At 72.9% G+C, this 13,755-nt stretch carries 13 protein-coding genes; 5 read left to right on the plus strand and 8 right to left on the minus strand.

Features of this window, described 5'->3' with window-relative positions:
• Window positions 1-49: 49 nt before the first annotated feature.
• Together ACIBTV_RS14295 and ACIBTV_RS14300 are read left to right on the plus strand one after the other, a co-directional pair.
• Window positions 50-694: a TetR/AcrR family transcriptional regulator gene (locus ACIBTV_RS14295; RefSeq protein WP_396704829.1), complete on the plus strand. Its 645-nt coding sequence runs from the start codon at window positions 50-52 to the stop codon at window positions 692-694.
• Between the two features lie 157 nt (window positions 695-851).
• The gene (locus ACIBTV_RS14300; RefSeq protein ID WP_396704830.1) at window positions 852-3,155 is read left to right on the plus strand and encodes a M64 family metallopeptidase; all 2,304 of its coding nucleotides are present in this window, start codon (window positions 852-854) and stop codon (window positions 3,153-3,155) included.
• 71 nt (window positions 3,156-3,226) lie between these two features.
• Here ACIBTV_RS14300 and ACIBTV_RS14305 read toward each other — a convergent pair whose 3' ends face one another.
• Complete coding sequence (locus ACIBTV_RS14305; RefSeq protein WP_396704832.1) at window positions 3,227-4,420, minus strand: low temperature requirement protein A; 1,194 nt, start codon at window positions 4,418-4,420, stop codon at window positions 3,227-3,229.
• Window positions 4,421-4,676: 256 nt separating this feature from the next.
• Here ACIBTV_RS14305 and ACIBTV_RS14310 point away from each other — a divergent pair, with 256 nt between their 5' ends.
• A complete protein-coding gene (locus ACIBTV_RS14310; RefSeq protein WP_396704834.1) occupies window positions 4,677-5,252 on the plus strand; it encodes a hypothetical protein in 576 nt (191 codons plus the stop codon).
• Between the two features lie 70 nt (window positions 5,253-5,322).
• On the opposite strand, the gene ACIBTV_RS14315 is transcribed toward ACIBTV_RS14310, so the two are convergent.
• The 5 genes from ACIBTV_RS14315 to ACIBTV_RS14335 all read right to left on the minus strand — a co-directional run bounded on the left by ACIBTV_RS14315 (window position 5,323) and on the right by ACIBTV_RS14335 (window position 9,969).
• Window positions 5,323-6,306: a transporter gene (locus ACIBTV_RS14315; RefSeq protein ID WP_396704836.1), complete on the minus strand. Its 984-nt coding sequence runs from the start codon at window positions 6,304-6,306 to the stop codon at window positions 5,323-5,325.
• Window positions 6,303-7,193, minus strand: a complete 891-nt coding sequence (locus tag ACIBTV_RS14320) for an ABC transporter ATP-binding protein (protein WP_396704838.1) — start codon at window positions 7,191-7,193, stop codon at window positions 6,303-6,305. Before ACIBTV_RS14320 ends, ACIBTV_RS14315 begins: the two co-directional genes overlap by 4 nt.
• A 10-nt stretch (window positions 7,194-7,203) precedes the next feature.
• On the minus strand, window positions 7,204-7,620 hold the full coding sequence (locus ACIBTV_RS14325) for a GntR family transcriptional regulator (protein WP_396704840.1): 417 nt from the start codon (window positions 7,618-7,620) through the stop codon (window positions 7,204-7,206).
• Between the two features lie 217 nt (window positions 7,621-7,837).
• A complete protein-coding gene (locus tag ACIBTV_RS14330) occupies window positions 7,838-9,481 on the minus strand; it encodes an MDR family MFS transporter (RefSeq protein WP_396704842.1) in 1,644 nt (547 codons plus the stop codon).
• Window positions 9,478-9,969, minus strand: a complete 492-nt coding sequence (locus ACIBTV_RS14335) for a MarR family winged helix-turn-helix transcriptional regulator (RefSeq protein WP_396704844.1) — start codon at window positions 9,967-9,969, stop codon at window positions 9,478-9,480. The genes ACIBTV_RS14330 and ACIBTV_RS14335 overlap by 4 nt, the downstream gene beginning before the upstream one ends.
• Before the next feature lie 104 nt (window positions 9,970-10,073).
• Between ACIBTV_RS14335 and ACIBTV_RS14340 the strand changes: the two genes are divergently transcribed.
• Complete coding sequence (locus ACIBTV_RS14340) at window positions 10,074-10,682, plus strand: TetR/AcrR family transcriptional regulator (protein WP_396704846.1); 609 nt, start codon at window positions 10,074-10,076, stop codon at window positions 10,680-10,682.
• Between the two features lie 30 nt (window positions 10,683-10,712).
• Here the strand turns inward: ACIBTV_RS14340 and ACIBTV_RS14345 are convergent, their stop codons facing one another.
• Both ACIBTV_RS14345 and ACIBTV_RS14350 read right to left on the minus strand, forming a co-directional pair.
• Window positions 10,713-11,873 carry a low temperature requirement protein A gene (locus ACIBTV_RS14345; RefSeq protein WP_396704848.1) on the minus strand — a complete coding sequence of 387 codons (1,161 nt, stop codon included), beginning with the start codon at window positions 11,871-11,873 and terminating at the stop codon, window positions 10,713-10,715.
• A gap of 68 nt (window positions 11,874-11,941) precedes the next feature.
• Entirely contained in the window at window positions 11,942-12,349 is a 408-nt protein-coding gene (locus ACIBTV_RS14350) for a VOC family protein (RefSeq protein ID WP_396704850.1), read from the minus strand.
• Between the two features lie 514 nt (window positions 12,350-12,863).
• Here ACIBTV_RS14350 and ACIBTV_RS14355 point away from each other — a divergent pair.
• A complete protein-coding gene (locus ACIBTV_RS14355; protein ID WP_396704852.1) occupies window positions 12,864-13,694 on the plus strand; it encodes an SDR family NAD(P)-dependent oxidoreductase in 831 nt (276 codons plus the stop codon).
• The last annotated feature ends 61 nt before the right edge of the window (window positions 13,695-13,755 follow it).

The following is a 13,755-nucleotide window of genomic DNA, read 5'->3' on the forward strand; positions in this document are numbered from 1 at the left end:
CGTGCGGCGGCCGGGGGCGGCCGCGGCTACTCGGCGGTAGGATCGGCTGATGACGCCGGTCGACACCGCCTCCGCCGGCGGCGTGGCCCCGGCCGCGCCGCGGCTCACGGCCGCCGGTCGTCGCACCCGGGACCGGATCGTGCGCACGGCCGCGGACCTGATGTTCCGCAAGGGCGTGGCCGGCACCAGCATCCCCGAGGTGCAGCAGGCGGCCAGCGTCAGCGCCTCGCAGATCTACCACTACTTCGGGGACAAGAGCGAGCTGGTCCGCGCCGTCATCCGTCATCAGCTGGAGCGGACTCTCGACGGCCAACAGCCACTGCTCGACCGGCTGGACAGCATCGAGGCGCTGCGGGCGTGGTGCGCCGCGGCAGCCGAGATGCAGGAGCAGCGTGGCTGCACGGGCGGCTGCGCCGTCGGCTCACTCGCCAGCGAGCTTGCCGAGTCCTGCGAGGCGATGCGCGGCGACCTGGTGGCGGCGTTCGACCGGTGGGAGGCGCCGATCCGGGACGGGCTGCGGCGGATGCAACAGAACGGCACGCTGACCGCGGCGGCCGACGTCGACCGGCTGGCCACGGCGATGCTCGCGGCCGTCCAGGGCGGGCTCCTCCTCACCCAGGTGCGCCGCTGCACCGAGCCGTTCCGCGCCGCGACCGACGCGGCCATCGGCTACATCGAGACGTTCACCGCCTGAGCAGGCCCGATCCCCCACCGCACGGCCGGGCTCCGACGGGCGGCGCGGCGGAGGGTTATGCGGTGCGCCAATCCCTTGTACGGTCCCATTGATCGCGATCTCCGGCCGTCCGGCCCGGGGTCGCGTGGCATCCGGCCGTACGTCTCAGGGGGCGCGCGTGAAGTTCAGAGCTGGTCTGTGTGCGGTGGCGATGGTCGCGGCGGGTCTGGTCGCCGCGCCGCGGGCCGCCGTCGCCGCCGAGGTGGGCAGCGCCACGGTGGTGCCGATCCAGGTCACCGGGGATCCGGCGAAGCGGTTCAACCTGGTGGTGCTGGGTGACGGCTACACCGAGGCCGACCTGCCGACGTTCCGGTCACACGTGGACAAGCATCTCAACACCCTCTGGACGATCGAGCCGTTCAAGTCGTACCGCAGCTACTTCAACGTCTACGCCGTGGAGATCGTCTCGGCGGAGTCGGGGGTGGACTGCGATCCCGGCCTGTCCGACGCGCGGCGCGACACGGTGCTGGGCATGGGCTTCTGGGGCGGCTGCAACCCGGGCAGCGTGCAACGCCTGCTCACGGTCAACGGCGCCGCGGCGACCCGGTACGCCAACCTGGCCGCCGGCACCAACGCGGGCAACCGCCAGCTCATCGCGCTGGCCAACAGCAACACCTACGGCGGCGCCGGCGGCACCAACGCGACCGCCTCCGGCGGCAACGCACTCTCCGCGCTGATCAGCCCGCACGAGCTGGGGCACTCGCTCGGCGGCCTGCAGGACGAGTACGACTACTACGCGCGTGCGGTGCCGGGCGACACCTACACCGGGGACGAGCCGTCGTCGGTGCACCACACGCTGCTCACCGAGCAGCAGATGCGCGACACGCAGGCCAAGTGGTGGCGCTGGCTGGGTGAGCCGAGCGAGTCCGGCGGCACGATCGGCCGCTACGAGGGTGGGTTGTACCTGCAGAAGGGCGTGTGGCGACCCAGCCAGCACTCGATGATGAAGTCCCTCGGCTTCTACTTCGACCAGGTGGCGCGGGAGCGGATGACCGAGCGGATCGCCGCCAAGGTGGCCATCCTCTCCGGTGGCACGCCGGCGGACGCGCCGGTCGGCGCCGACCGCGTCGTCACGGTGGAGACCCTGCACCCGGTCAGCCACGAGCTGGCCGTCACCTGGTCGGTCGACGGCGGCCCGCTGGCCGACACCGGCAACGCCCGCAGCCTCGACCTGCGTACGCTGCGGCTCACCCCGGGGCGGCACACCGTCACCGCCACCGTGACCGACCCGACGCCGTTCGTCCGCGACCCGGCCGTACGCGAGTCGCCCGCGCTCACCCAGCGCCGCACCTGGACCGTCGACACGACCCTCACCACGCCGCCGGCCGGCGAGCCCCTGGCCGTCACCGCGTCGACCCCGACGGACCGGCCGGTGGGCGCCCGGGACGCGGTGTACGTCCAGACCACCCACCCGACCGACCGGGTGCCGACGGTCAGCTGGACCGTCGACGGCCGCCCGGTCACCAACCCGGGCCACGACGGTGTCCTGGAGTTGGCCGCCCTCGGCCTCACCGGCGGCGGTCACCGGCTCACCGCCACGGTCACCGACCCCGTGACCGCCGAGTCGGTGACTCGGGCCTGGACCGTCGACGCGGCGCTCCCCCAGGTCGACTACGAGGTCTCCACCCCGCTGCTGACCACGTCGAAGCCCGACCGACCCACCGAGTACGTCTACAACGGCCCGTTCACGATGGCGTTGACCGGCTCGGACGACAACGCGGGGCAGGTCACCTCGGAGTTCCGGCTCGACGGCGACGGCTGGCACAACTACTACGGATGGCCCACCGACGCACGGGAACCGTTCCGGTTCACCGCCACCGGCATCGACGTCGACGGCCTGGTCTACGGCAACCTCGGCTCCGGCGGCCTGTCCGTGTCACCGTTCGCCCCGCGTTCCCCCGGCTACGGCCGGCACACCATCGACTACCGGGGCATCGACGCGGTGGGCAACATCGGCTCGGCGCGCTCGTTCGTCGCCACGCTGATCCCCTCGCCGCCGGCCTGCACCACCGTCGTCACCGGCCGGCAGGCGGGCGCGCTGGTGGTGGACTCCGGTGTCACCTGCCTACGTGACGCGACCGTGTCCGGCGCGGTGGTCGTCCGGCCCGGCGCGTCCCTCGTGGCCGAGCGCGCCACCATCTCCGGCGCCCTGGCGGCGACCGGCGCGGCCGCCGTCGAGCTGCTGAACACGAGCGTGCGGGGTGCGGTGACGGTGACCGCCACCAGCGGACACGTGACGGTGGTGGGGGCGCGGGTGACCGGCCCGCTGGTCGTGTCCGGCAACGTCGGGACGACCGCGCCGATCGTCGCGGGCACCGAGGCCGGCACGCTGGTCTGCGCCGGCAACAGCCCGGCCCCGGTCGACCTGGGCACGTCGAACACGGTCACCGGCTCCGCGACGGGACAGTGCCGCGTCGGCTGAGCCCGTCGTCCGACCGACCGGCCCCGTCGCCGACCGACCAGGTGGGTGACGGGGCCGGTTCCTGCGGTGCGTCAGAGCGGCGGGTTCGTCTCCGGGCCGCGCCGGTGGACCAGCCAGTCCGACAGCGCGACCCCGGCCAGGATGGCCGCCACGGCCACGGCCGCGGCGAACGGCGGCAGCCGCAGCGTGACCAGTGCGGCCACCCCGAGGGCCGGCAGGCCGAGGAACATGGCGAGGCCGCGTTCGCGCCCGTCCCGGTCCTCCAGGGAGAACCGGCCGATCAGGAACAGCGCCGGCCCGCCGAAGATGACCACCACCAGCGCCCAGTCGATCGGCGGTTCCGGGTGCTCGACGACCTGTCCCAGGCCGACCGCGGTGCAGATGATTCCGCCGATGATGAGCAGCAGGCTGAAGCTCGACCAGTGGTTCAGTCGCAGGGCGGAGCCGGAGGTGGCCGAGTCCCGCGACGCGTCCGGCCCGACGTGGTAGAAGTAGATCCGCCAGAAGGCGACGACGATGACGAACGCGGCGACGAGCACGGTGCCCCGCACGGGCGACAGGCCCGGGAAGCTCACCGCGGCGCCGGTCTCGAGCACGATCTCGGCGAGCGCGATCATGAAGAACTGGTTGTACCGCTCGGCGAGGTGGTCGTAGGACACCCGGGTGTAGCCGCCCGGGGTCATCCCGAGCCCCGGAAACGGCCAGCTCAGGGCGCTGCCGAGGACCTCGATGGCGAGGGCGAGCGTCCACAGGATGCCGCGCGTCAACCCGCTGAAGGCGCCGCCGACGAGCCAGAAGATCCCGGACACGCTGTGCCAGATCATCACCCGGGTGGGCTGCCGCCACTCGTTCTGTCGGCGTAGCGCGAGGGTCAGGTAGAGCGGGCGTCCGACCTGGACGGCCACGTACGTCACGCAGAAGATCAGGCCCCGTTCGCCGAACGCCTGGGGCAGCGTCACCGCCAGCACCAGCGTGCCGAGCATGGTGGCGAGCAGCGCGATCTGGATGTCGGCGCGGCGGGGGTCGTAGATGCTGGCCATCAGCGCGTTGAGGGACCAGATCATCCACATCGCGACGAAGAAGAGGACGGTCTGACCCGCCTCGGACAGCAGCGTCTGGCGGACGATGTTGAGGTCGTCGGCGACCCGCCCGGCGAGGCGGGCGAGCGCGAAGACGTAGACGATGTCGAAGAGGAGTTCCAGGACCGTCGCGCCGCGCGGGACCACGGCCTCCCCGAACTGGCGGGTCCCGCTGGGCGTCAACATGTCCGTCTTGGACCGGTTCGCGCCTCCATCGCGCTCAGTTCTACCACGACCGATGGGAGGTCTGGGCCGACATGGCACCGGTTTGGCGACGGCCCCGGAGCGCCGACGTGGTGCCACGGAGCGGCGACTCCCGCGACCGGACGTCCCGGCCGGTACGGGTCGAAGGTCCCGCCGTTCCCGGTCCGCCGGCACTGCATGACGCCGCCTTCAGGCGGGTGGAATGGAGATGTAGACGAGAGCTGAGAGGAGCGGCGAGATGACTGCCATCGCCGAGCGCCCGACCATCAACCGGACCCCCACCCGCACCGCCCGTCCGCAGGCCACGCCCCCGGCCGAGACGACCCGGGCGAAGGCCACCCGCTACGTCCTCGCCGGGCTGCGCCTCGCTCTCGGCTGGACCTTCCTCTGGGCCTTCCTCGACAAGATGTTCGGCCTCGGCCACGAGACCGCGAGCGCGAAGGCCTGGATCAACGGTGGCAGCCCCACCGAGGGCTTCCTCGGCCACGCCGTGTCGGGCCCGTTCGCCGACGTCTACCGGTCGCTCGCCGGCGCCGCCTGGGCCGACTGGCTCTTCATGACCGGTCTGGCCGCCATCGGCACCGCGCTCGTCCTGGGTGTGGGCCTGCGGATCGCCGCCGGGGCGGGCGCCCTGCTCCTGGTGATGATGTGGACCGCCGTCCTGCCTCCGGAGAACAACCCGTTCATGGACGACCACCTGATCTACGCCGGGGTGCTCGCCGTCCTGGCCCTGACCGCCGCCGGCGACACCCTCGGACTGGGTCGGTTCTGGGCCCGCCTGGGACTGGTGCGGCGGCTGCCCTTCCTGCGGTGAGCGACGACCGGTGACGGACGACGCGCGAAGGCGGCACCCCCTCGGGTGCCGCCTTCGCCCCCGTCGCCGGTCAGGCGATCCGGCGGATCGCCCGCACGGACAGATAGAGCAGGATCAGGGCGAGGGCGACGAAGATGCCGCTCTCGATGCCCTGGAACAGCCAGAACCGGTCGGCCGGCTGGTAGAGCTGCCAGTTGTAGGCGCCGGGCCGCAGGCCCAGCTCCGCGCCGCACTCCCGGCCCGGCGGCAGCTCCGAGGGGCAGCGGACGGTGCCGTCGGCCAGCACCGTGCTCCCGTCGGCGTTGCGAACCTCGTTCGCCAGGATCCACGCGCCGCGCAACGATTCGGGCTCCGCGTCCCCCTGCACCGGGAAGGTGAGCGTCCGCGCCGACTGGAAGTGCGGCCGGGCCAGCAGGGCCACCGCCGCCCGTGCGCCGATGTAGCCGAACAGGGTGATGGCCATCGCGGGCAGCATCCGGCGGCCGACGGTGCCGGCGAAGACGCCCAGCGCGACGGCGAAGAGGGTGTACGCGATGGGGACGACGCCCTGGAGGTCGAAGACGATGAAGCCGAGCCGACCCTCCCGCGCGGCCGTGGTGAGCGGCTCGACCCACCACGACATGCCGAGCCCGTAGAGCACCGAGGCGACGAGCACGACGATGCCGACCAGCCCGAACTTCACCAGTGCCCACCGCCGCCGGCTGATGCCCTGGGTCCAGGCGAACCGGTGCGTGCCCTGCTCCACCTCCCGGGCGACCAGCGGCGCGCCCCAGAACAGGCCGAGCAGCATCGGCAGGACGACGAGCAGCACGGCCACCAGGTTCAGGCCCTGGTAGCGGTCGGTGAACCGGTGGAAGCCCTGCTCGCAGGCGTCCGCGGTCGCCGCCGCGACGTCGGCGCCGCCCAGGTTGCGGGCGCACTCCGCCAGCCCCAGCTCATCGAACGTGTGCCGCATCGAGAGCCCGATCGGGATCATCAGGGCGGCGAGGGCCAGGAACCCGAGCGCGGTCACGAGCACCTGCTTGCGGTGTTGTCGCCAGGCCATCCAGATCATGCCGGCACCCCCCAGGCGGCGTGGCTGGCGCTCGTCTCGCCGTCGGCGAGGTAGGCCAGGATCAGGTCCTCCAGGCTGACCTCGCGGACCGTCCAGGCCGGATCGGTGATCTCCCCGTCGACGCGGACGAGGAGCGTCGACTGTCGGTCCGTGTGGCTGGCCCGGATGACCGCGGCGACGCCGCCGATCGGGCCGCCCGTGTGTCGGGGACCGATGAGCTGGCGGTGCTCGGCCACGATGTCGTCGACCCCGCCGACCAACTGCACCCGGGCGGCGTTGAGCACGATCAGGTAGTCGCAGACCCGCTCCAGGTCGGCCAACAGGTGCGAGGAGAGCAGGACGGTGGTGCCGGCGTCGGCGACGCTGCCCATCAGCGACTGGAGGAACTCCCGCCGGGCCAGCGGGTCGAGGCTGGCGACCGGCTCGTCGAGCAGGAGCAGCCGGGGACGCTTGGCCAGCGCGAGCGCGAGCGCCACCTGGGCGCGCTGTCCTCCGGAGAGCCGGCCGACGGGCAGGTCGGGTGGTATGCCGAGCTGGGCCAGCCGGTTGCGGGCCAGCGCGTCGTCCCAGCGCCGGTTGAGCTTCCCGCCCGCGGTGACCAGCTCGGCCGCGCTGAAGTCCCGGTAGAGCGGGGTGTCCTGCGCGACGAAGCCGACCTCGGCGGAGCACGTCAGGTTGTCGTACGGCCGTTCGCCGAACACCCGGACCGCCCCCGCGTCGGGCCGGAGCAGACCGACCGACAGGTGCAGCAGGGTGCTCTTGCCGGCGCCGTTCGGGCCGACCAGGGCGGCGATCCGCCCGGCCGGCAGGCGCAGGGAGCAGTCCCGCAGCGCCCAGGTGCGTCCGTAGCGTTTGCCGAGCTGCTCGGCCTCCAGGACCACGTCCATCTTCGTCCTCTCATTCCGCTCGCGCGGGCTCAGGCTGCGGCGTCTCGTCGGCGAGCTGGGCCCGCACGGTGGTCTCCACCAGGGCGATCACGTCCTCGGGCGTGAGCCCGGCGGCCCGCGCCCGGCGCAGCCAGGTGACCAGGTCCTCGCGCAGCTCGGCCTGGTTGGGCAGGGACGCGCCGGCGAGCGTGCGCTCGACGAACGTGCCGACGCCCGGACGCCCGGCCACCAGCCCCTCGAGCTCCAGCTCCCGGTAGGCCTTGAGCACCGTGTTCGGGTTGATCGCGAGGGACTGCGCGACCTCCCGGACCTTTGGCAGCTGGTCGCCGGGCACCAGCAGGCCGACGCGCAGTGCCTGTCTGACCTGCTGCACGAGCTGCATGTAGGTGTTCACCTTCGACCGGCTGTCCAGCACGAACTCGATCACGCGCGACGATCCTCTCTATTGTCCTACGCCAGTAGGACAAGTCCGAGCTTGGCCTCCCCCTGAGCCGCTGTCAAGAGCCGCCCCGGCGCGTCGCACCGGACTCGCGGACGCGTGCGGCGGTCCGGGCAGCAAGCACCCCCGCCCGCGCTCCCCCACCGACGACGACGGGGCCGCCCCCGTCGCTCGGACAGGGGCGGCCCCGGATCGTGGTCGGGCGTCAGCCGCGCGTCGGCGCGCCCTCCCGGGTCGGGCCGACGTCCACCTGGTCGATGGCGGGAGCCCCGTCGACCGCGTCCGCGGCGACGGCCGCCGACCGGGCGCTGTCGGGCAGGTCGAGGCTGTTGCGCAGGGTGACCGGCTTGAGCAGGAGTGCGGCGATCACACCGACGACGGCGATGGCGGCCGAGATCAGGAAGATGTGCCCGGTCGCGTCGCCGTACGCGGCCCGGACGATGTGCTGGACGGCGTCGGGCAGGGCGGTGATGTTGAGGTTGCTGCTGCCGCCCCCGTCGCCGGAGGTGGGCACGCCGGCGGCGGCCAGATCGTGGGTGATCTGGTCGGTGACCCGGCGAGCGAGCACCGCGCCGAGCACGGACACGCCGATGGTGCCACCGAGGGACCGGAAGAACGCGACGCTCGCGCTGGCCGCGCCGATGTCCTTGAGCGCGACGGTGTTCTGCACGGCGAGGACCAGGTTCTGCATGGTCATGCCGACACCGGTGCCGACGATGAACATGGCCGCGCCGACGAGGTAGAGCGAGGTCTCGTGGTCGATGGTGCCGAGCAGGGCGAAGCCGGCGACCAGCACGATCGAGCCCACCACGATGTACGGCTTGATCCGCCCGGTCCGGGTGATGAGCCGGCCGGCGACGATCGAGGAGAGCAGCACGCCGGCCATCATCGGGATGGTGAGCAGGCCTGCCTCGGTCGGGCTGTAGCCGCGGCCGATCTGGAAGTACTGGCCGAGGAAGACGGCGCCGCCGAACATGGCCATGCCGACCGCGAGGCTGCCGAGGATGGCCAGCGCGGTGGTGTGCTGGCGGACGATGCTGAGCGGCACGACCGGCTCGGCCGCGCGGGCCTCGACCCAGACCGCCAGGGCGAGCAGCACCAGCGAGCCGCCGACCATGGCCGCGGTCTCCCAGGAGACCCAGGCGAACGAGCTGTCGACGAACGAGATCCAGATCAGCAACACGCTGACGCCGGCCGCGATGAGCGAGGCGCCGAGGTAGTCGATCTTGACGTTCTGCCGGCGTACGGTGGGCAGGTTCAGGGTGGCCTGCAGCAGGACCAGCGCGAGGATCGCGACGGGCACGCCGACGAAGAAGCACCAGCGCCAGCCGAGCCAGGACGTGTCGACGATCAGGCCACCCAGCAGCGGGCCGCCGACCGTGGCGAGGGCCATGACGCCACCCAGGTAGCCGTTGTAGCGGCCCCGCTCACGCGGCGGGATCATCGCCGCGATCGCGACCTGGACGAGGGCCTGCAGACCGCCGACCCCGATGCCCTGGAAGGCGCGGGCGGCGATGAGCTGGCCGGCGCTCTGCGAGAAGCCGGCCACGATCGAGCCCAGCAGGAACACCACGATGGCGAGCTGGATCAGGACCTTCTTGCTGAACAGGTCGGCGAGCTTGCCCCAGATCGGGGTGGTCGCGGTGGCCGTCAGCAGGGTGGCGGTGACCACCCAGGTGTACTGGGTCTGCGACCCGTTCAGGGCGCCGATGATCTTCGGCAGCGCGGTCGAGACGACCGTGCTGCTGAGCATCGCGACGAAGAGCACCAGCAGCAGACCGCTGAGTGCCTCGAGCGTCCGCCGGTGGCTCATCGGCTCGGCGCCGGCGGTGGTGGTGGATGCGCTCATCGCGCGGCCTCCAGGTTGTCGTTGTTGGCGAGGGCGGCGGTCTCGTGGGTGGCGAGGGCGACCTCGATGTCGCGGGTGAGCCGGTCGAGGGCGGCGGTGAACGCGGTCACCTCGCCGGGGGTCCAGGTGGCGAGCGCCTTGGCGAGCACCTCGCCGTACCAGCCGTAGGTGTCGCTCAGCGCGGCCCGGCCCGCCGGGGTGACGGCGAGGAAGCTGGCCCGCTTGTCGGTGGGGTCGGGCCGGCGCTCGACCAGGCCGTGCGAAACGAGCGCGGCGACGGCGCGGCTGACGGTCGACGGGTCGAGCCGGGTGCGGGCGGCCAGCTCCCGGGCGTGGCAGCCGGTGGCGAGGCGGTCGATCTGCAGCAGGATGCCGACCAGCCCGACGGGCACCGCCGGCCGCTCGACGGCCCGGCGCTGGCGCAGCAGGCGGACGCTGCGGCCCAGGTCCTGCAGCCGGAGGCCGAGATCACGCACGCTGTCGTCCACGGTTCCCTCCCCTGCCCAAGATGGTTGCCTCACGCAATCATTCACCGATCTTGCCCATCCGGCAAGTTTGCGCATTGAGAAGACGGTCACGTACCCTCGGTCGGATGGACGAGAGCGGTGGGCTGCGGGAACGCAAGAAGGCCGCGACCCGGCTCGCCCTGCACGAGGCCGCCCTGCGGCTCGCCGCCGAACAAGGCATCGACCGGGTGACGGTGGAAGTGATCGCGGACACCGCGAACGTGTCCCGGCGCACGTTCTCCAACTACTTCTCCAACAAGGAGGAGGCCCTCTTCTACGGCGACACCCTGCGGCTGCGCCGCCTGCTGGAGCTGATCCACGAGCGGCCCGCCGACGAGGAGCCGTGGACGGTGCTGTCCCGGGCGGCCCTGCGTCTGACGGAGGAGGCGTTCCTCGACGCCGACCCGGCCTGGCTGACCCGACGTCGGCAGCTGCGCGGGCACCCCGGGCTGGCCGCCCACCAGGTCGCCGCGTACGCGACGATCGAGCGCGAGGCGGCCGCGGAGCTGGCGACCCGGCTGGGCGGCGACGACGTGGCGCTCCGCTCCCGGGTCCTGGCGGCGCACTTCCTGACCACCGTGCGGGTCGCCATCCAGCACTGGATGGACCACCCCGAGCGGCCGCTGCTCGACACCGTCCGTGCCGCGCTCGCCGCCGCAGCTCCCTCCACCGCCCCGGGTCCGGCCCACGTCTGACGCCCGCACCGCAACGGCCGCTGGTCCCGGTCAGCGCCGCCAGACCGGAGGCGCGTGCCACTCGATCAGGGCCAGCACCACCCACGCCAGCGCGACGAGGGCCACCGTCACGGTCGGCGGAAGGCCACCCAGCCCGATCAACACGGCCGCGACGACCAGTCCGGCCTGGGCCACCACGACCCGCCGCCGCACCCGTACGTCGAACCCGCGGTAGACGATGACGCAGCCCAGCATCAGGACCAGCTGAGCGCCGCCGAGCAGCGGCCCGGCCACCCCGTGTCCGCCGTGCACCGCCTCCCGCGCGGCCACCTCGACGGCGACACCGGAGGCCACGATCGCGCCGTACACCAGCAGGTGACCGTACGCGTAGAGGTAGCTGCGGATGATCAGAGCCCGCCCGGCCCGCACCGCCCGGTTGCCCGCCTCGGCGTCGAACGTCGAGGCGAAGTACACCCACCAGATGCAGCAGGCGATCACGAACCCGCCGATGCCGACCGCCACCGCCGCCGGCTGCCAGCCGGTCTCACCGATGCCGTTGGCGACCGCGAGTACGGCCTCGCCGAGGACGACGATGGTGAACAGCCCGAACCGCTCCGGCATGTGCGACTGCTGGGTCGGCGCCCGGCCCGCCCGGGCGTACGCCAGGGGCCCGGCCAGTGCGGCGTTGACGGCGAGGCCAGCGCCCCAGAGGACGTACCGCCCCTGAGTGGGTACCGCCAGCGACGCGAACCACAACGACGCGCCGGACAGGAAACCGGCCCCGTTCCACCAGCAGAACTCCCGCGCCTCGGGGTTGCGCCACCCGACCACCGCGTACAGGCCGCCGAGCAGGACGAGCAGCAGCCCGTAGATCACCGTGTACCGGACGGCGTCGTCGGCCACCCCACGGTCCAGCGAGGCGGCCAGGGCGAGGACGCCGAGCATCGCGGTCAACTGCGGAAACCGGCTGCGCGGGCGGTCGTCGTCGAACAGGTCGGCGAAGTAGGAGAAGCTGAACCACAACCACCAGATCGTGGTGATCAGACCGGCGAAGACCAGCACCCCGTGGAGCGTCGGGTCGGCGTTCAGCAGTTGGCCCAGCTCGAAGACGGCGACGACGAAGACCAGATCGAAGAAGAGTTCCAGCCAGCTCGACCGGCGCGCCGTTGCGGCGACCCTGACCCCGGCGCCGGGACCGCCCGCACCGCCCACCGGAGCAGGCTACGGTCGCCGGACGGGCGAGCGGACCCTGTCGCCCGCCGCTCACCCGTTCGACTGGCTCAGGCCCGGCTGGAGATCTGCTGCACCGCCCAGGCGTTGCCGTCGGGGTCGCTGAAGAAGACGAAGCCGACGTTGTCCAGCGGGTCCGGCACCGGGCGGGGGTTGGCACCGACGACCTGGATCTCGCTGACGTCGACACCCCGCTCCACCAGCTGCGCCCGTGCCTTCTGCAGATCCGGCACCACCAGCTGGAGCCCCTTCAGCGAGCCGGGCGGCATCTCCGGCACGACGCCCTTGCCGATGACGATCGAGCAGCCGGAGCCCGGCGGGGTCAGCTGCACCAACCGCGCGTCGTCGCTGATCACCGTGTCGTGGTCCACCACGAACCCGAGCCGGTCGGCATAGAACTCCTTGGCCCGGTCCAGATCCGACACGGGCACGATCACCACTTCCAGGGTCCAGTTCATGCCGTCGCTCCTCACGCGCGGTGCGCACCCCGGGCGGGACGCCGTCCCGTCGCTTGTATCCCGGAGCCACGGGCGGGTCAAGACGCCTCGCGCGGGTGGAGTATCGGCGGCGTCAAAACGGGGCCGCCGGGCGTACGGAGCGCGTGAAGATCCTTGCCTGGGCTGGTCCGGTCGCGCTGTGCTGGACGGCGTCGAGGTCACGGAACCCTCGACCGAGGTGGGAGGGACGACGGTGGCCAGGTCCGAGCGTGGCATCCCGGCGGGCGTGTACGAGCCCGGCCGCGGTGCACGGACGGCCCGTGTGGCCCAGACAGCGCACGAGCGTCCCCCGCGACCGGGTGGCCTACGCCCGTAGCCCGTCGCCCTCACCGCCCGCGCGACGGGTCCCCGTCGGTTCGACCCGGACCCGTCGCGCCCCTCCCCCCGGCTGGACGCGGCCGGACCGCCGCGCGAGGCGGAGACCGGCCGGGGGGACGCCGTCACCGCCGGGACCGGACCGGCCGGAAGGAGAACCATGATCGACGTACCCGGGACCGCGCTGGTCACCGGCGCCACCAGCGGGATCGGTCGCGAGGTGGCCCGGCAGTTGGCCGTCAACGGCTGGCAGGTCCTGCTGCACGCGCGCACCGACGGTGAGGGACGGGAGGCCGTCCGGGGGCTCGCCGAGTCCGGCGTCGATCCGGCGCGGCTGGAGCCGGTGGTCGCGGACTTCGCCCGACTGTCCCAGGTGCGCTCCCTCGCCGCCGCCGTCGCCGCCCGCCCCGGTGGGCTGCGTCTGCTGGTGAACAACGCCGCCCTCGTCGGTCCGCCGCGTCGCACGCTCACCGTCGACGGCAACGAACTGTCGTGGCAGGTCGACTACCTCGCCCCGTACCTGCTCACCCGGTCGCTGGTGCAGGTGCTGCGTGCCGCCGACGGGGCGCGGGTGGTGAACGTGTCGTCGAGCCTGCACCGGGTGGGCACCCTGGCGTGGAGCGACCTGAACTCGTCGGTCCGATACTCCCCGATCGCCGCGTACGCCCAGGCGAAGCTCGCCCTCACCATGTTCGGCGTGGCGCTGGCCGGCCGGACCGGCGCGGAGCTGACCGTGGCGAGCGTCCATCCGGGCGTGGTGCGGACCCGACTGCTGTCCGCCTACGGGCGTGCGGGCGCGCCGGTCGTCGACGGTGCGGAGGCGGTGCTCCACGCGGCCACCGCCGCGGTGTCGCCGACGAGCGGCGGCTACTACGAGGGGCTGTTGGCGGCGGCGCCGGCCCACCTGGTCGGCGACCGGGCGGCGGTGGAGCGGCTGTGGCAGCTCACCGAGCGCATCCTCGGTCTGCGCGCCTCCGCCCGGGCCGCCTGACCGTTCGGCGGTAGGCACGGCGGCGGCATGAACGCCGCCCGTCCGGGAAGTCCGGCCCCGA

Origin of the sequence: Micromonospora sp. NPDC049366 (assembly GCF_044466625.1) — a bacterium.
Classification (GTDB): domain Bacteria; phylum Actinomycetota; class Actinomycetes; order Mycobacteriales; family Micromonosporaceae; genus Micromonospora.